The 16,665-nt window shown below is 43.3% G+C and carries 17 protein-coding genes; 8 read left to right on the top strand and 9 right to left on the bottom strand.

Going from position 1 to position 16,665, the window contains the following annotated elements; genetic code table 11:
• Nucleotides 1-30 precede the first annotated feature (30 nt).
• Nucleotides 31-492, bottom strand: a complete 462-nt coding sequence (gene rimP, locus PCC7418_RS05735; RefSeq protein WP_015225232.1) for a ribosome maturation factor RimP — start codon at nt 490-492, stop codon at nt 31-33.
• A gap of 155 nt (nt 493-647) precedes the next feature.
• Between rimP and PCC7418_RS05730 the strand changes: the two genes are divergently transcribed.
• The gene (locus PCC7418_RS05730) at nt 648-908 is read left to right on the top strand and encodes a glutaredoxin family protein (RefSeq protein ID WP_041596161.1); all 261 of its coding nucleotides are present in this window, start codon (nt 648-650) and stop codon (nt 906-908) included.
• On the opposite strand, the gene msrP is transcribed toward PCC7418_RS05730, so the two are convergent.
• The 3 genes from msrP to tsaD all read right to left on the bottom strand — a co-directional run bounded on the left by msrP (nt 902) and on the right by tsaD (nt 5,861).
• A complete protein-coding gene (msrP, locus tag PCC7418_RS05725) occupies nt 902-1,879 on the bottom strand; it encodes a protein-methionine-sulfoxide reductase catalytic subunit MsrP (RefSeq protein WP_015225230.1) in 978 nt (325 codons plus the stop codon). The two genes, PCC7418_RS05730 and msrP, sit on opposite strands and share 7 nt — an antisense overlap.
• 79 nt (nt 1,880-1,958) lie before the next feature.
• Entirely contained in the window at nt 1,959-4,667 is a 2,709-nt protein-coding gene (gene topA, locus PCC7418_RS05720; protein ID WP_015225229.1) for a type I DNA topoisomerase, read from the bottom strand.
• Nucleotides 4,668-4,802: 135 nt separating this feature from the next.
• Nucleotides 4,803-5,861, bottom strand: coding sequence for a tRNA (adenosine(37)-N6)-threonylcarbamoyltransferase complex transferase subunit TsaD (gene tsaD / locus PCC7418_RS05715; RefSeq protein WP_015225228.1), 1,059 nt, complete (start codon nt 5,859-5,861; stop codon nt 4,803-4,805).
• A gap of 150 nt (nt 5,862-6,011) precedes the next feature.
• Between tsaD and PCC7418_RS05710 the strand changes: the two genes are divergently transcribed.
• Nucleotides 6,012-6,515 (top strand): photosystem I reaction center protein PsaF subunit III, encoded by a 504-nt coding sequence (locus tag PCC7418_RS05710; RefSeq protein WP_015225227.1) that lies wholly within the window; start codon nt 6,012-6,014, stop codon nt 6,513-6,515.
• Nucleotides 6,516-6,545: 30 nt separating this feature from the next.
• The gene (gene psaJ / locus PCC7418_RS05705; RefSeq protein ID WP_015225226.1) at nt 6,546-6,674 is read left to right on the top strand and encodes a photosystem I reaction center subunit IX; all 129 of its coding nucleotides are present in this window, start codon (nt 6,546-6,548) and stop codon (nt 6,672-6,674) included.
• 170 nt (nt 6,675-6,844) lie between these two features.
• Here psaJ and PCC7418_RS05700 read toward each other — a convergent pair whose 3' ends face one another.
• Nucleotides 6,845-7,966: a site-2 protease family protein gene (locus PCC7418_RS05700; protein ID WP_015225225.1), complete on the bottom strand. Its 1,122-nt coding sequence runs from the start codon at nt 7,964-7,966 to the stop codon at nt 6,845-6,847.
• Nucleotides 7,967-8,185: 219 nt separating this feature from the next.
• Between PCC7418_RS05700 and PCC7418_RS05695 the strand changes: the two genes are divergently transcribed.
• Nucleotides 8,186-8,374 (top strand): CPXCG motif-containing cysteine-rich protein, encoded by a 189-nt coding sequence (locus PCC7418_RS05695; protein WP_015225224.1) that lies wholly within the window; start codon nt 8,186-8,188, stop codon nt 8,372-8,374.
• Nucleotides 8,374-8,718: a nucleoside triphosphate pyrophosphohydrolase gene (locus tag PCC7418_RS05690; RefSeq protein ID WP_015225223.1), complete on the top strand. Its 345-nt coding sequence runs from the start codon at nt 8,374-8,376 to the stop codon at nt 8,716-8,718. The genes PCC7418_RS05695 and PCC7418_RS05690 overlap by 1 nt, the downstream gene beginning before the upstream one ends.
• On the opposite strand, the gene ruvC is transcribed toward PCC7418_RS05690, so the two are convergent.
• The gene (gene ruvC / locus PCC7418_RS05685; RefSeq protein WP_015225222.1) at nt 8,696-9,229 is read right to left on the bottom strand and encodes a crossover junction endodeoxyribonuclease RuvC; all 534 of its coding nucleotides are present in this window, start codon (nt 9,227-9,229) and stop codon (nt 8,696-8,698) included. The two genes, PCC7418_RS05690 and ruvC, sit on opposite strands and share 23 nt — an antisense overlap.
• 140 nt (nt 9,230-9,369) lie before the next feature.
• Here ruvC and PCC7418_RS20445 point away from each other — a divergent pair, with 140 nt between their 5' ends.
• The gene (locus tag PCC7418_RS20445; protein WP_015225221.1) at nt 9,370-10,479 is read left to right on the top strand and encodes a hypothetical protein; all 1,110 of its coding nucleotides are present in this window, start codon (nt 9,370-9,372) and stop codon (nt 10,477-10,479) included.
• Nucleotides 10,480-10,551: 72 nt separating this feature from the next.
• Here the strand turns inward: PCC7418_RS20445 and PCC7418_RS05675 are convergent, their stop codons facing one another.
• Nucleotides 10,552-11,553, bottom strand: coding sequence for a multicopper oxidase domain-containing protein (locus tag PCC7418_RS05675; protein WP_015225220.1), 1,002 nt, complete (start codon nt 11,551-11,553; stop codon nt 10,552-10,554).
• Nucleotides 11,554-11,695: 142 nt separating this feature from the next.
• Here PCC7418_RS05675 and cysC point away from each other — a divergent pair, with 142 nt between their 5' ends.
• Nucleotides 11,696-12,268 (top strand): adenylyl-sulfate kinase, encoded by a 573-nt coding sequence (cysC, locus tag PCC7418_RS05670; RefSeq protein ID WP_304411998.1) that lies wholly within the window; start codon nt 11,696-11,698, stop codon nt 12,266-12,268.
• A gap of 93 nt (nt 12,269-12,361) precedes the next feature.
• Here the strand turns inward: cysC and PCC7418_RS05665 are convergent, their stop codons facing one another.
• A complete protein-coding gene (locus PCC7418_RS05665) occupies nt 12,362-14,032 on the bottom strand; it encodes an iron ABC transporter permease (RefSeq protein ID WP_015225218.1) in 1,671 nt (556 codons plus the stop codon).
• Between the two features lie 269 nt (nt 14,033-14,301).
• Here PCC7418_RS05665 and PCC7418_RS05660 point away from each other — a divergent pair, with 269 nt between their 5' ends.
• Nucleotides 14,302-14,745: a DUF2358 domain-containing protein gene (locus PCC7418_RS05660; RefSeq protein WP_041596160.1), complete on the top strand. Its 444-nt coding sequence runs from the start codon at nt 14,302-14,304 to the stop codon at nt 14,743-14,745.
• Here PCC7418_RS05660 and PCC7418_RS05655 read toward each other — a convergent pair whose 3' ends face one another.
• Nucleotides 14,746-16,575: a cyclic nucleotide-binding domain-containing protein gene (locus tag PCC7418_RS05655; protein WP_015225216.1), complete on the bottom strand. Its 1,830-nt coding sequence runs from the start codon at nt 16,573-16,575 to the stop codon at nt 14,746-14,748.
• Nucleotides 16,576-16,665: the final 90 nt, after the last annotated feature.

Below are 16,665 nucleotides of genomic sequence, written 5' to 3'. Positions count from 1 at the left end.
TTTGTTCACTGATCACTGGTCACTGTGTTCTTAAGACGGGGTATCGAGTTCGACGCGCAGAATGACATCGCGGGGAATTTTAATGAGTCGTCCTTTTTGATTAATATAAACAGTGGTTTCGTCCCGACGGTTGAGCGTTCCTTGCCATTTTTCTTTTCCTTTGTAGGGGGGATCGGTACTGACTAAGACAGGAAAGCCCTTAAAACTCACATATTCACGATCGCGCGTCAGTTCTTCTGAGACCCCAGGACTAGATACTTCCAAGACATAAGCATCTGGAATCACCTCCGCCACATCCAGTTCCGCTTCTAAGGTTCGGCTCATTTGTTCGCAGTCATTTAAGCTAGTGTCCTCTTCTGGATTACGGACTTCTAGGCGCAAAATCGGAGGACTTTCGTTGGTTAAGAAGGCAACTTCAACCACTTCTAAACCAAGGGTTTGCGCGATCGGGGTAGCGATTTCAGTGATTTTGGGAATCAAAGGATGTGTCATAATCCAATTTACAGACAATAAAAAAAGCGGGTGCGACCCACTTGTTTAAGACAACGGTGCTGTCGATGAGCCTTGGTTATAGAATCCGATGCTCCTGGATTCTTGGCTCTCGTTTAGTTTAACATTTACTGGAGATGTGCCCGAGAAAAGCGATGATGCACTTAATTTTATACTCTAAACCGGGTTGTCACCTCTGTGAGGGACTGCAAGAAAAGTTAGAACAAATCAGCGCGATCGCGCTTGAGTTAGAAATTCGAGATATTACGACCCGAGAGGATTGGTTTCAAGCCTATCAATACTCGATCCCGGTTCTCTGTGTGGAACGGACTGACAAGGAAGAACCCTTACCGCGTCCTTCGCCTCGGGCTTCTGTGGAGCAACTCACCCACCTCTTACAAGAATATCAAGATCAATAAAGCCCTGCTACATATTCCTCATAACCGTTATACATCAGTGTTTCTTTAATTTCCCAAGATAAATCCCCGCCCTGACCAATAAACTTCTCAGTTTCTTGGGGCCAACGGGGATGGGGAACATTGGGGTTAACATTGGCAACAAATCCGTATTCATTGGGAACGAGTTGATTCCAATAGGTTTTAGGTTGTTCTTCGATGAATTCGACTTTTACGATTGATTTTGCCCCTTTAAAGCCATATTTCCACGGTAAAACGGCTCGAATCGGTGCGCCATGTTGTTTCGGGAGTTCTTCCCCGTAAATCCCAATGGCAAAAAATGCTAACTCATTCGCCATTTCTTCAATCCGTAACCCTTCTGTATAGGGCCAGGGTAACAGTCCAAAATCAAAGAAAGGGCCAGGCATGACATTTTGATCGTAAAAAGAGGTAAAACGCACAAACTTGGCTTGAGAGGTTGGTTCAACCACTTTTATCAATTCCTTCATTGGAAATCCTACCCAAGGAAGCACCATTGACCAGGCTTCTACACAGCGAAAACGATAGATGCGTTCTTCCATGGGAAAACGTTTTTTGATATCGTCTAGGTCATAGGTTTGCGGATTTTTGACCAACCCTGTTACTTCCACTTTCCAGTCTTCTGTGGGTAAGTCTTGGGCGTTTTGCCAAGCCGATTTATCGCCTCCAAACTCATAAAAATTATTGTAACTTCCAGCGAGAATTTCACTGGTAATGGGACGTTCTACGGAAGCAAACTTAGGATTAGTGGTCAAAGGAGAAATCTTGGGCTGTTTTAAGGTTTCTTCTAAGACTTGTTGGGATTTTGAGGTTTGACAACCGCTAAGAGAAAGGCTCGTTGCGCCTACACCAACACCAATCAGACTTTTAATAAAACGACGACGATTGAGATAGACCCGTTTTGAAGTAATTGGTTTTTTTTCATTATGCCAAGGTTTCGGAGTACGAATAATCATTCTTGGTTCTTGGTTCTTGGTTCTTGGTTTTTGGGAGACGTTCCATGGAATGTCTTTACTAATTATGAATAATCAATAACTATTCTGTTTTTTTCTTGCGAGTTGTTTTTGTCTTACTGCTAGAACTTTTACTACCAGAGGATTTACCACTTGCAGATTTGGTCGTTGTACTCTTTTTACTTGTGGTTGTTTTCTTTGTTCCCGTTTGGCTTTTACTGGTGGTTTTACTACTACTACTTTTGCTTTTGCTCTTGCTTTTTTCAGCGAGGAGTTCTACGGCTCGTTCTAAAGTAATCTTATCAGGTGATTCTCCTTCGGGAAGACCCACATTTTTCCGACCATGATTAACATAAGGACCATGAGGACCTTTGTATAACTTCACTGGCTTATCGTTATCAGGATGATTTCCTAATTCTTTAATCAGTTCTTTTTGGCTTCCGCGACGACTTTTTTTGGGTTGGGCGAGGAGTTCAAGTGCGCGATCGAGCCCCACTGTTAAGACATCATCCTCTTTTTTCAAAGACCGATAGTCTTTCCCCTCTTTCCCTTGATCATGCACCACATAGGGGCCATAAGGACCGATCGCTGCTTTAACAGGCGCACCCGTGCTGGGATGTTCTCCTAACAAGCGAGGGAGAGACAACAGCTTCACCGCCATATCTAGGGTGACATCTTCAGGTTTTGTTCCCTTGGGAATCGAACACCGTTTTGGCTTCTTATTCTCTTCCGTTGCTTCCCCTAATTCCACATAAGGCCCATAACGACCAATTTTAATAAAAATCGGATCACCTGTTTCAGGATGAATTCCTAACTCATCAGGTCCTTCTGTTTTTTGACGGAGTAACACTTCCACCTGTTCAGGATTAAGATCCGCAGGAGTCAAATCTTGAGGAATCGAGGCTTTAACCACCCCATCATCGTTTTCCGTTTCCAAATACGGACCGAAATAGCCAATTTTAATTTTTGCTTGGATATTGTCTAAATTAACCGCTTTTGCCGTGTCGGGATCAATTTCGTCTTCTTTTTCTTGAACTAAGGTATTAACACCTCTCTCTCCCGCATAAAATTGCTCTAAGTAGGGCGTTGAATCCGCTTCTCCCGTTGCAATATGGTCGAGGGTTTCTTCCATACGGGCGGTAAAATGCGGATCAACCAATTCCCCAAAATATTGCTCTAACAAACTGGTGACAGCAAAGGCGGTAAAGGTTGGGGTGAGTGCATTTCCTCGCATTTGCACATATCCCCGATCAATAATCGTGCTAATAATACTAGCGTAGGTACTGGGTCGGCCAATGCCTTCACTTTCTAACATTTTCACCAAAGAAGCCTCAGTATAACGGGCGGGGGGTTGGGTTTCGTGACCGAGAGATTCCAGTTTTTTACAGTCTGGATGATCCCCTTCTTGTAAGTTAGGGAGAATCACCTCTTGGTCTTCTAATGCTGCTTCAGGATCATCTGACCCTTCCACATAAGCCCGAAAGAAACCTGGAAAATCAATGCGTTTCCCACTAGAGCGAAACTCTGCATCTTCTACGGTCAGTTGAACGCTAATTTGGGTTAATTTGGCATTTGCCATTTGACAAGCTACAGTCCGCTTCCAAATTAAGTCATAGAGGGCAAATTCTCGCCCTTGCAGCCCTGTTTCTTGGGGAGAGCGAAAACTTTCCCCCGCAGGACGAATGGCTTCGTGTGCTTCTTGTGCGCCCTTACTCTTCGTACTATATTGACGAGGTTTCGGACTTAAATATTCTTTACCATATTTCTCGGTGACACAGCTTCTTGCTGCACTAATCGCTTGTTCCGATAAATGTACCGAGTCGGTCCGCATATAGGTAATATAACCGTTTTCATACAGACTTTGTGCAGTCCGCATTGTATCTCGCGCAGAGATTTTAAGTTTTCGGTTCGCTTCCTGTTGCAGTGTGGAAGTGGTAAAGGGCGGAGACGGTTTCCGAGTGGTGGGACGTTCGTCAACTTGTTTCACTGTCCACTGTTTATCGCTCAAACGGTCTTTCAGTGCGTTTGCATCAGCTTCATTCAGTAAAACGACATCTCGCCCTTGGGCAATTTTCCCCGTTTTGGGGTCAAAGTCAGCCCCCGTCGCCAGTTTTTTTCCGCCGAGGGTGGTTAGTTTCCCTTCAAACTGACTTTTTTCTTTTTCCAAGGTTGCTTTTAAGTCCCAGTAACTCCCACTTTTAAAAGCGCGACGTTCTCGTTCTTTCTCAACAATCAGGCGTACTGCAACTGACTGCACTCGTCCCGCAGAGAGTCCACGAGCGACTTTTTTCCACAGTAAGGGAGATAGGGTGTAACCATAGAGCCGATCTAGAATGCGTCGGGTTTCTTGGGCTTGTACCAAGTCATCATTGACCTCCCGACAATGGTTGAGTGCGTCTTGAATGGCTTCTTGGGTAATTTCATGAAAGACCATCCGTTTTGTGGGTACTTTGGGATTGAGAAGTTCTTTTAAGTGCCAAGAAATACTCTCTCCTTCGCGATCTTCGTCTGTGGCGAGGATCAGTTCATCTGCTTCTTTTAAGGCTGCTTTTAATTCTCTGACAACTTTCTTTTTATCAGTGGGAACAACATAAACTGGTTTAAACCCTTCTTCAACATTCACACCTAACCGCGCCCAGCTTTCACCTTTAATTTTGGCGGGGACTTCTTTGGCGGAGGAGGGTAAGTCGCGCACATGACCCATTGAGGCTTCGACGCGATAGTCGTTGGGGAGATATTTACGGATGGTGCGGGCTTTGGTTGGTGATTCAACGATAACAAGGGTAGGCATTGCAGTTGAGAAAGAATAATAAGCTTTAGATGATTTTAAATACGTTTAGAAAATAACTTCTTCTACTAATATCAGATCAAATCAAATTTAGCATTGCAGGTTTGTCATTAGTCATTGGGCAGACTTAACCTCATACTAGATGACAGGTTGCTTCTGGTGGGAATAGAGACTCATCACCTCGGTCAGGGGGAGACGAGAGGTTGCAGCAAGGGTTGGGGAGGAAAAATGAGCGCGATCGTAATGTTGAACTCCAGCGCAAGCAATCATCGCTGCATTATCGGTGCAGAGTTTCAGGGGCGGGAAATGAACTGTTAAGCCTTCTGTTGCTGCTTTTGCGGTTAATTTTTCTCGTAAACTGCGGTTGGCTGCAACGCCTCCTCCCACAACAATTGTCTTAAGATTATATTCTAGAGCACAGTTAATGGTTCGTTCACTCAGCGATCGCGCAACAGTTTCTTGAAAGGAGGCTGCTAAATCATTGACGGGTAACTCTCCTTCCGTTTCTAACTGCTTCACTAACCGCGCCACTGCTGTCTTCAAACCACTAAAACTAAACTCATAAGGATAGTATCCTCCTTCTGGGCGAGACACTTTCCCCTCGGGAAGAGGATAAGCATGAAGATTTCCAGACTGTGCAGCGCGATCAATCGCCGGGCCTCCAGGATAACCTAATCCCAACAAACGAGCCGTTTTATCAAAGGCTTCTCCCACAGCATCGTCTCGTGTTCCCCCAAGCAGAGTATAGTCTCCACATCCGCGAACAGCGATTAAGCTGGTATGTCCCCCTGAGACGAGTAAACAGAGAAAGGGCGGTTCTAAGGTGGGATTACTCAAATAACTCGCGTAAATATGCCCTTCAAGGTGATGAATGCCTAATAATGGTTTCTGGTGAACCATCGCAAGGGTTTTTGCCGTTGCTAAGCCCACTAACAATGCTCCCACTAATCCAGGCGCGACAGTGACAGCAATGCCATCAATTTTATCCCAACTTAAATCAGCCTCAGCAAGGGCTTGTTCCAAACAAGGGTTGATCACCTCTAAATGCTGCCGTGAGGCGACTTCAGGCACAACTCCGCCGTAAAGACGATGAATTTCGATCTGGGAAGCAACAATATTACTTAAAATTTGACGATTCTTAACAATTGCGACACCCGTCTCATCGCAACTGGTTTCGATGGCTAAGATAGTGGACATTGCTAGGAATGAAAACAATTTTGTATATGTTTAGTAATATTAACTTTACGGAGACACAATGGAAGGTTAAGATTTAACCTTAACGTATCAACTGCTGCGTTATCTTTTGTACAAAAAACTAAATTCAGTTGTAACAAAAGGAAACAATTTATGCCAAGACTGCTTGCTTTAATTCTGTCAGTAATGCTACTGTTCGGCTTTGCTGCTCCAGCTAATGCCCAAGCCGAAGGAAACTCTCAACTGGTTCCCTGTAGCGAATCTGCTGCTTATCAACAACGAGCGAAAAACTTCCGTAATACCACTGCCGATCCCGAATCTGGACAAAAACGTGCGGAACGTTATTCTCAAGCCCTTTGTGGTCCCGAAGGCTTACCTCACTTAGTGGTAGATGGTCGCCTGTCTCGCGCTGGCGATTTCCTGATTCCCAGCATTATGTTCCTGTACATTGCCGGTTGGATCGGCTGGGTGGGTCGCGCTTACCTAATCTCTATTAGAGAGGAGAAAAACCCCGAACAAAAAGAAATCCTAATCGATGTCCCTCGGGCGTTTAAGATCATGCTCAGTGGCTTTGCTTGGCCAGTGGCTGCTGTCAAAGAGCTTCTCTCTGGTGAGTTAACGGCGAAAGAAGGTGAAATCCCCATTTCCCCTCGCTAGTGATGTGTTGATAATTAGGAGATTAATGTTATGGACGGTTTGAAAACCTTTTTTTCCAGTGCGCCAGTTTTAATTATGGCTCTCTTAACCTTTACGGCGGGAATTTTAATCGAGTTTAATCGCTTTTTCCCCGATTTACTCTTCCATCCAATGCCGTAGTTTTTGGACAATTTGATTAAACTTTAGAACTCGCAATTGTTAGGTCATCTGGTTTTCCCTAGTCGGCTTAACGGTTGCGGGTTTTTGATGTTTTATCCTCCTTTAATCAGGAATAGCGAAGAGGCAAAATTAAGGATTCACCTCCTCACCTGATCTCCCACTTTCCTCAATTAAGCAGCTTTTAGATCTTCTTGATGTTCTTCAAGAAAACTAGCAATTCCAGATTTTTCAATTAACCCGAAGACAACGCCATTTTCTCCAATGACAGCAACTTCACTTTGCTTGTTTTTTTCAAACATCATCACAACTTCGAGTAAGGATTGTTTTGGTTTAACTGAGTTGACTTCTTGGGGTTTGGTTAACTCTCGAACTGTTTGCTGATTCCATTCGGAAGTGGGAATAGTTTTTAAGTCATCAACATTCAGTTGACCAATCAGTTTTCCTTCTTCATCGGTCACCAGAAATTTATTCCATTCCCCTTTTCCGATGACATATTCATTGACGAATTCCCGTAAGGTGAAATCGGCAGCAACAACGGGACTGTTTTTACTAACTGCTTCTTCTGCGGTGAAGCGACTGAGCTTATCTTGAAGGGTTGCTGATTGAGCAGAACTTCCAGCATTTTGGAGTAAGAAAAAGCCAATTAATGCTGTCCATAAGCTGCCAAATTCTGTAATTCCAAAAACAGAAAAGACCCCGAGGACAATCGCAATCCAACCGATAAATTGACCGACAATGCTGGCGATAAAAATACCACGATATTGATTGCCAGTGATCTTCCAAACGATGGATTTTAAGACATTCCCACCATCAAGAGGTAAGCCCGGAATCATGTTAAAGATGGCAAGAATGAGGTTAACTGTAGCCAGTAAGCCGATGACTGCAGTTAGCGGTTCTGATAAAGGGAAAGAGACGTTAACAAACGTGAAAACTCCAAATAGGATTAAACTAACAACGGGTCCCGCGATCGCGACCAGAAAAGCATCCCCTGGACTTTTTGATTCTTCTTCTAAACTCGCTAAACCACCGAAGATAAATAGGGTAATGGAATTGACGTTAATTCCTTGTTGAATCGCCACAAAGCTATGTCCTAACTCATGGGCTAAAACGGAAGAAAACAGTAGCAGTGCAGCAACTAGTCCCAGCAGCCAAGGTGCAATCCCCACCAGTTGCGGGAAATTTTGTAACTGGCTACCATAAACCCAAGTCACTAGGGTGAGCACTAGAAACCAAGAAGGGTTGACATAAAAGGGAATTCCAAATAGATTACCGACACGGATATTATTATTCATTGTTGATTCCTTGCTTGCTCATGCAATTACTTATAGCGTAACAAAATGTTAAGAAGAACGAATGAGAACTTTGGTGTAAAAGCCGTATTGGGTTGTTCGGTCAAGGGCTTAAACCCATTCACTTCTCATCAGATTTCTCTCAAAAGATAGAGTTGGAACTGACTTTCTGTCAGTGTCGTCTTTCTCATAATCTATCTCAAATCAGATCAAAAATCTATCATGGAAAATACTGCCGAATTTATCTGTGCTTTTTGTGGTGAAACCAATTCTACTTTTATTGATGTTAGCGCAGGTAACCAACAAAGTTATGTTGAAGATTGTCAAGTTTGTTGTAATCCGAATGTTCTTTATATTACTGTTGATGAAGAAACGTTAGATGTTGAAATTGAGAGTGACTGCGAAAGTTGATGAAAAAATATTATTATAAATTAGTGCGCGATCGCGTTCCTGAAATTATTAAAAATTCAGGAAATCAGTGCGAAACCACGATCTTGTCAGATGAAGATTATCAACAAGCGTTGCGTCAAAAATTGATTGAAGAAGCCGAAGAAGTAACAACAGCCTCTCCAGAAGAACTGGTTAAAGAACTCGCTGATTTATACGAAGTGATTGACACTCTAATTATTACCGCAGAACTTGACAAAGAAACGATTCTTGCTCAGCAAAAAAAACGGCGAGAAGAACGCGGAGGGTTTCAAGAAAAAATTCAACTCATCTCAACTTTGACGGCTACTGATGATACCAAGCAGTAAGCGCAACCGCTAACGCATCTGCTGCATCATCGGGTTTGGGAATTGAATCAAGATTAAGTTCCCGCGCGATCGCTGTTTGTACCTCTTGTTTATCTGCTTTCCCGTAACCTGTGAGGGTTTGTTTAATTTCAGGGGGACTAAATTCCACATAAGGTAATTGATTCTGTCCTAAAGTTAATAGAATCACTCCTCTGGCTTGAGCAACGGCAATTGTGTTTGCCATCCGATAAAAAAAGAGTTTTTCGATCGCAACTAAATCGGGAGTAAATTCAGCAATAACGCAATGTAAGTCGTCGTAAATCGTTGCTAATCGTTGTTCTACAGCTTGTTGAGCAGGAGTTTCGATAACACCAAATTCAATAAGTTGTACTGGCTGATCAACACTCGATTGATAGTCTTTCAGTTTCTTGCTTCCATTGACAGGTGTTTTTTGGACTTTAGCAGCACTGACACAACCAAAGCCTAGTGTGGCAAGTCCTGGATCAAGTCCGAGAATTGTTAATGAAGTCATAACTTGATTTTAGTTGTTTTGGCTACAGGGTCTTGTTTCTTTGCAAGAGATATGCAATAAATTTGCAAAACTGAAATTTAAATGCCATAATTTGTCAGCACTTTTGTTTTTGAAAAGTTTTCTTATTAAGGAGATAATAGATGAATCAAAAAATCAAACTTTGGGTTGGTGTTGGCGCTTATGTTTTAGCTGGAACTTGTGCTGTTACTTCTCCCGCTCAAGCAACAGAAGCGGTAACTTCTTCTACAAGCGAAGAAATGTCGTATTTCATTGCTCAGGGTGGTGAAAGTAGTGAAGGCGGTGAAGGCTTTACTCCTTATGATCCCTATGGTGGTGAAGGCTCTGAAGGTGGTGAAGGCTCTGAGGGTGGTGAAGGCTCTGAAGGCGGTGAAGGCTCTGAAGGCGGTGAAGGCTTTACTCCTTATGATCCCTATGGCGGTGAAGGCTCTGAAGGCGGTGAAGGCTCTGAAGGCGGTGAAGGCTCTGAAGGCGGTGAAGGTGCTGAAGGTGGTGAAGGCTCTGAAGGCGGTGAAGGTGCTGAAGGTGGTGAAGGCTCTGAAGGCGGTGAAGGTGCTGAAGGCGGTGAAGGCTCTGAAGGCGGTGAAGGCGGTGAAGTCAGTAGTAATGCCGACTATATGACGAATATTCGCCTCATGAAAGGTCATCTCATTGCTGGACTCGATTTATATATGCGTGGTGAAGATCAAATGGCTCAAACTCACCTTGAACACCCTGCAAAAGAAATTTTAACCTCTCTTGCCCCTAGTTTGGAAGAAAAGGGACTGTATCGCCCCGTTGATGCTGCTTTGACTAACTTAAGTGAACTGGCTGCAAGTGGTGCTTCGGAAAGAGAAATAAAAAAGGCTTACGAGGAAGCAATGGGAGTTCTCACTGCTTCGGAAAATGTTGTCCCCCTTAGTGAGCGTCAGTCAGCAGAATTTTTAGGAGAAGTAATTTCAACGCTAATTTCAACGGCTGCTGCAGAATATGAAATTGCCTTACAAGGGAATACCTTTACTGATATTCCAGAGTATCAAGATGGCAGAGGCTTTGTTGCGACAGCGCGAGACTTACTCTATAACAACGCTCAGGAAGCAGTGCAAACGAATCCAGAAGCCTATGCTCAATTATCTATGATGGTCGGACAGATTTCTGCTGCTTGGCCGACGATTATGCCTCCTTCCCAACCTGTGTTTAGTGCAGAGGAAGTGATGGAAATGGCAGAAGAAATTGAGGAGATGACTCAATAGACTAAGAAACGCCATAGTTAAATGATTTTCGGTTGGATCGAACGCAGTTCAATAAAGATCCAACCGACTTGATTAAACGTTTTCAACAACTCGGAAATACCCCATACAGCCTCGTTCTGCGATCCAGTCTTGATGGGGGTGAAACATATATTTTCCAGAATACTGATAAGAAAATTCTAGAATGTGCCGTTCCGAGGGACCCATGGTGACAGCATCGGTGATTTCATGAGGGGTTAACGTCGAACCTGTGCGATATACTTTGAACATATTGGCATGAAGATGAAAGGTTGCAGCAGAAGCAAATTCCATCATATTTAGGAGATATACCCGAATCAGTTGATCTTTTTGGATGGGAATAGGATAGTCATCGTAATAGTTTGGAATCCCATTAAAGGCATAAAATTCATTTTCTTCGTCTTCATTGGTGTCATAAGCCCCCATAATTAAAACCATTTCATCCGCTTGGGGACGAGGTTCAGGTGGATCAATGATAAACATTCCGTAAAGTCCTTTCCCAATATGACGGGTGACGGGTTCAACGTGACAATGGTACAAATGAACGCCGTAGGGTTGAGCGTCAAATTCATATACCACTTGTTCATCGTGGCGTACCGAGCGAACCCCATCTTCTGAGGCGGGGTGTATCCCGTGAAAGTGAACTGTGTGAAAGCGTCCTGCTTGATTGTTGAAAATGACACGCACGCGATCGCCACTTTTGGCTCTTAAGGTCGGACCTGGAACGCGATCGTTATAAACCCAAGTCCGAAAGGAAACAACCGTATTGAGTTCAATAATTCCTGAAGTGGCTTCTAGATAAAATTCGCGTACTGTGCGCCCATTTTCTTGTTTAACTGTTCCGTAATCAAATTCCCGCAGGAAAGTAAAGGGGTTCACGCCATTCCCCCGTAAAGGAGTATCTTCGGGGGGAGGGGGAATAATGGGTTTACTTCTACTTTGGGCTGCTGGGTTGAACAGGAGACTTGTTCCCAAAAGCCCGACTCCTGCTGCTCCCCATTTAAGCAGTTGGCGACGTTTCCAGAGGGGCTGACCGTGATTTCCATTTTCAAAACTCATTAGACCTTAATAAGAATCTATTTCAACAATCCTAGTTTAGGAGATAGTTCTCTGAATCGCACAAGTTGATCCGTAACCAGTGACCAGAAAAAAGTTTTTGTTGAGACTAACGTAAGTTCCCTGTGGTCAAGTATGATGGCAGATTGAGTCTTTAGTAAATCAATTAGGAAAGTTCTTCATGAAACATCGTGGTGTAACCATTTGGTTAACTGGTTTAAGTGGTGCGGGAAAAACAACAATTACAAAAGCTCTAGAACAAGAGTTACGATCGCGCAATTGTGAAAAACTAGAAGTCTTAGATGGGGATATTGTCCGTCAAAACCTCACCAAAGGTTTAGGCTTCAGTAAAGAAGACCGTGATACCAATATCCGTCGCATTGGCTTTGTCTCTCATCTGCTGACCCGTAATGGTGTAATTGTTTTGGTGTCCGCCATTTCTCCTTATCGGGAAGTCAGAGAAGAAGTCCGCGAACAAATTGGAGATTTTCTGGAAGTTTTTGTCAACGCGCCTTTAAATGTTTGCGAAGAAAGAGATGTCAAAGGATTATACAAAAAAGCGCGAGCAGGAGAAATTGAAAAATTCACAGGAATTGATGATCCTTACGAACCGCCAACCAATCCAGAAGTCGAATGTCGCACTGATTTAGAATCTTTAGAAGAAAGTGTCGGCAAAGTATTAGGAAAACTGGAAGAACTCGGCTATATTTCTAATTAATTTACATCCTTCAAATTTCCCCCTGTCCTCTGCGGGGGGAATCATGCAATATTTATAATAGAGAGAGGATGAAAATTGGAGAGTGATATCTCATTAACCATTCCGAGATTGAGCAATCTTAAAACTTAAGAAAATTACTGGAATAATTCCCACTAAAATAATGGTCAAAGCAGGTGCTGCTGCTTCAATTAATCGTTCATCAGACGCATATTGATACACTTGAACAGCGAGGGTATCAAAATTAAAAGGACGAATCAAAAGCGTTGCAGGAAGTTCTTTCATGACATCCACAAAAACTAACATTACTGCTGTTAAAATTCCGCCCGACATTAACGGCGTATGAACCCGCATGAGGGTGCTGCTAACACTATGTCCTAAACTTCTAGAGGCTTCGTCTAAACTGGGTTTGATTTTCTCTAAACTGGATTCTACCGCATTAAAAGAAACGGCAAGAAATCGCACTAAATAAGCAAAAATTAAAGCAGTAATTGTTCCACTAAGGAGTAAGCCTGGAGAAACATCAAATGTTGCTCGCATCCAGTTATCAATCGCTTTATCTAAACGGGTAACTGGAATTAAAATTCCCACTGCAATAACGGTTCCGGGGATGGCGTACCCCATTGCAGAAATGCGGACTCCAAGGTTAAGTAACCAGGACTTTCCTTGGCGTTGTCCATAGGCTAAAAACAGCGCGATCGCGCTGGCTAAAATGGCACTAATGACCGCTAAAATCAGGCTATTTTGGGCAATATCCCAGAAACTTTGATTGAGGGTATAGTCTCGATTGGCAACCGTTAAATAGACCAAATAAACGGCAGGGACGATAAATCCGAATAGAACAGGAAGAACACAAGCGATCATTGCAAATAAAGCCCGAAATCCAGAGAGTTGATGTTTCGGTGGGGCTTGAAAACTTCCTCCCGCTTGGTAATAGCGGGCTTGGCTACGAGATAACCGTTCTAATAAAATTAAAACCGCAATAAATAGCATCAATACCGCTGCAAGTTGTGCTGCTGCGAGACGTTCACCCATTCCAAACCAAGTGCGATAGATTCCTGTGGTAAAAGTGGTTACGCCAAAATATTGAACGGTTCCAAAATCTCCTAGGGTTTCCATCAAAACTAATGCGACTCCCGAGGCGATCGCGGGACGCGCTAAAGGAAGCGCAACCGTAAAGAAACTCCGCCACGGATTACACCCCAAACAACGGCTGGCTTCTAACATTCCTGTTGCTTGTTCTAAAAACGCCACCCGCACCAGCAGATAAACATAAGGGTATAAGACCAAAATCAGCATCGCGATCGCGCCGTAAATATTGCGGATTTCAGGAAACCAGTAATCATTCACACTAACCCAACCAAAAACAGATCGCAGCGCAGTTTGAACTGGACCAAAAAAGTCCAGAAGGTGAGTATAAGTGTAAGCTAAGAGATAAGCAGGGGCAGCAAGAGGAAGTAACAACACCCATTCTAGAATCCGACTGCCAGGAAAGCGACACATCGTCACCAACCACGCCGTCCCCACGCCAATGATCGCCACGCCAACGCCCACCCCAATCATCAGGGTCAAAGAGTTTTGGAGATATTCTGGAAGCACTGTGGTTGCTAAATGTTGCCAAATGTCTCCTGTGTCTGCAAAAACACTCGCAACAATGAATAGAATTGGGGTAGCGATGAGGAGTGCAACCAGTAAGACACCCACTGTCCAAGAATTGAACAAAGTTTGACGAACTTGTTGGCTAGTTTGGGAAATAACAGATAACACGGGTTTAGAATAGAATTGCGGTTCATTGCTAGTTTAGCAAGGGTCCCTCGTTTAGATGATGAGCCAAGAACAAATAATGAATATAGCACTTCCCAATCTCATGAGGTACATTCTAAATTTTGGTTCTTTGTTCTTTGTTCTTTGTTCTTCGTTCTTTGTTATTTGTTGGTTGTTAATCAATGAACCACGAACCATGAACCATGAACCATGAACATCCACCGACTCGCATTACGTACCTCAACCAACTAGGAAACGCTATAACAAACGAGATGTCTTTAACTCAATCCGATTATCAAACTAAAGTAGAAAGCGCGATCGCGCAACTCTGGCAAGATCTCCCCACCTTATTCAAAAAAGATATTTCTTATCAAATTTATAGTTCAAATATCTTTTTCAAAGACCCTGTTAATCTGTTTCAGGGCAAACTCAATTATCGGATTATTTTCTGGACACTCCGCTTTCACGCCCGTTTATTCTTCACCGAGATTTATTTTGATGTTCATGATATCCAACAAACCGAAAATAACGTGATTAAAGTTTGGTGGACAGTTAGAGGAAAATTGCGCGTTCCTTGGCAAGCAAATATTTTTTTTAATGGTGATTCCACTTATAAACTAAATGAAGACGGATTAATTTATCATCATCGAGACAATTGGGATCGCGCACCAAAAACAATTCTTAAACAATTTCTTCCGCAATCCTATCAAACTTAACTACTCGAACGTTTTAAAAAATAAAGCAGCTAGAAACCCGATTAAAGTGGAAAATCCAATAATTGATCCCCCTTTCAGATAGGCTTCGGGTAACATCGTTTCCACAACCATTGTGAGTACACAACCAGCTGCTAATCCTTCCACGAAAAAAAAGAGAAAGGGCGATACACTTGCAAAAAAGAGACTTCCCAGTGCAGCCCCCACTGCTGTCACCACAGTTAAAGAACTCCACATCATCATTACTCGCCGAAAGGGGAAGCCTTGTTGCATCATTCCCACGGAACTGGAAAGGGCTTCGGGATAGTTAGAGAGAAATAAGCCAGCCATCAAGGAAAAACTAACCTGAGAGTGGACTAAACTCGAACCGATGACTAATGATTCTGGAATGTCATCCAGCATTAACCCCAACCAAATCGCCAGAGGTGCGCTACGGTGTTCTTGAATTGCATCTCTCATCTCCGCAGCAGAAGGAATGAATTGACCCGCATCCATGATTTTAATCACTTTTCGAGTCCAACGCGCAGCTTGATCCAAATCAAAATTTTGTCGTTCTTGCAGATAGTGAAATACTTCTCCTTCTTGTAAAAAGTGTTTAACCGCCCTTTCCAGAAGCGGTGATTTTTGTAACAGTTGATTAAAATCCTGTTCTCGCAAGACCCAAACTGTGGTTTCGGTATTCGCGATCGCGGTCGCCGTGTGGAAAGTTCCCGTTAAAAAAGATAGACTGCCAAAAGCATCCCGTTCTCCCAACGTTAAAGGCTGTCGCTGTGGATTGGTACGGTCAATTAACGCCACTTCTCCACTTTCGATAATATACATCCGATCAGCGAGTTCACCTTGATGAAAAAAGGTGTGACCCTTGGGATGTCGTTTGCAAAAAACACGCCCTGCAATGGCTCGCGTATCCTCTGGGGATAAATCTTGGAAAATCGGAACTCGTCGGACTTGAGTTAAGATATGCTCTAGTTCTTGATCTTTACGCTCAACGGAAATGACTTCCTGTGGCGCACTGCGAGTTTCAATTTCTTCAACCGCCCGCTTCACCCATGCTTTCACATTTTTGGGCGAGATTCCTTGTCGCTTTTGTAAATAAAACGCAATTTCATGACTTTTGAGAAACTGTTTTACCGCTTCCACTAATGTTGGGGAGGTCTTGAGCAATTGATCAAAAGCCGTTTTCGGTAAGATCCAAAGTCGAGTGTCCGTTTTTGTCAGCGCGATCGTGGCGTGAGGCGCACCCGTAAAAAATGCCATCCGTCCAAAAGCATCATTTTTCGTCAATCGCTTAACAACACGAGCGTTTTGCTCTGGATCTAAAAGCTCAACTTCCCCTTCTTCAATGATATAAAGACCTTCTGAGGGTTCACGAGAGTGATAAACTCGTGTTCTTGCTGGATATTTACGACTAAAAACGCTATTGGCAAGTTGTTGAATTTCTCCAGGGGCTAGCTGTTGAAACACATCAATTCGACCCATATTCGATAACATCCGCTTAAATCGTCGCCGTTGACGAGCGCGGAAGTAATGAGCCGTAATCGAATCTTTTCTCAGAAATCCCCCATAATTATTCAATAATTGGTTTAAGGACAGAAATAATAATCCACCTAAAATACATCCGAAAGCGAGAGGATAAAAATGTCCAGCTTCTACCGCAGGATTAACCAAATCAATGGCTAACGCTGACAGTAATGCTCCCGCCCCAAACGCCATCAGAAAAGCTAATGCACGCTCTCTCGGTTGCCAGAAACGAGCCGTCAATGCTCCTAGGGGCAATGAACAGGCACTAATCAACCCCATCGCTAGAGCTTGTAAGACCAGAAAACTAAACATGGGAGACATCCAAGATGGGGTAAAGGAAATCAGAAGTCTGTTTTGATCATGAGACTTCCTTTAACCCTCAGTGTAACGAGAGCAAGGATT

Origin of the sequence: Halothece sp. PCC 7418 (assembly GCF_000317635.1) — a bacterium.
Lineage (GTDB): Bacteria > Cyanobacteriota > Cyanobacteriia > Cyanobacteriales > Rubidibacteraceae > Halothece.
Note: the sequence above shows the minus strand (reverse complement) of the source record. Positions and strands in the feature narration are given on the sequence as shown.

Excerpts from the sequence above, each read along its gene's own strand:
- rimP (WP_015225232.1), bottom strand. The coding sequence starts at position 492 with ATGACACATCCTTTGATTCCCAAAATCACTGAAATCGCTACCCCGATC.
- PCC7418_RS05730 (WP_041596161.1), top strand. The coding sequence starts at position 648 with ATGCACTTAATTTTATACTCTAAACCGGGTTGTCACCTCTGTGAGGGA.
- msrP (WP_015225230.1), bottom strand. The coding sequence starts at position 1,879 with ATGATTATTCGTACTCCGAAACCTTGGCATAATGAAAAAAAACCAATT.
- topA (WP_015225229.1), bottom strand. The coding sequence starts at position 4,667 with ATGCCTACCCTTGTTATCGTTGAATCACCAACCAAAGCCCGCACCATC.
- tsaD (WP_015225228.1), bottom strand. The coding sequence starts at position 5,861 with ATGTCCACTATCTTAGCCATCGAAACCAGTTGCGATGAGACGGGTGTC.
- PCC7418_RS05710 (WP_015225227.1), top strand. The coding sequence starts at position 6,012 with ATGCCAAGACTGCTTGCTTTAATTCTGTCAGTAATGCTACTGTTCGGC.
- psaJ (WP_015225226.1), top strand. The coding sequence starts at position 6,546 with ATGGACGGTTTGAAAACCTTTTTTTCCAGTGCGCCAGTTTTAATTATG.
- PCC7418_RS05700 (WP_015225225.1), bottom strand. The coding sequence starts at position 7,966 with ATGAATAATAATATCCGTGTCGGTAATCTATTTGGAATTCCCTTTTAT.
- PCC7418_RS05695 (WP_015225224.1), top strand. The coding sequence starts at position 8,186 with ATGGAAAATACTGCCGAATTTATCTGTGCTTTTTGTGGTGAAACCAAT.
- PCC7418_RS05690 (WP_015225223.1), top strand. The coding sequence starts at position 8,374 with ATGAAAAAATATTATTATAAATTAGTGCGCGATCGCGTTCCTGAAATT.
- ruvC (WP_015225222.1), bottom strand. The coding sequence starts at position 9,229 with ATGACTTCATTAACAATTCTCGGACTTGATCCAGGACTTGCCACACTA.
- PCC7418_RS20445 (WP_015225221.1), top strand. The coding sequence starts at position 9,370 with ATGAATCAAAAAATCAAACTTTGGGTTGGTGTTGGCGCTTATGTTTTA.
- PCC7418_RS05675 (WP_015225220.1), bottom strand. The coding sequence starts at position 11,553 with ATGAGTTTTGAAAATGGAAATCACGGTCAGCCCCTCTGGAAACGTCGC.
- PCC7418_RS05660 (WP_041596160.1), top strand. The coding sequence starts at position 14,302 with ATGTCTTTAACTCAATCCGATTATCAAACTAAAGTAGAAAGCGCGATC.
- PCC7418_RS05655 (WP_015225216.1), bottom strand. The coding sequence starts at position 16,575 with ATGTTTAGTTTTCTGGTCTTACAAGCTCTAGCGATGGGGTTGATTAGT.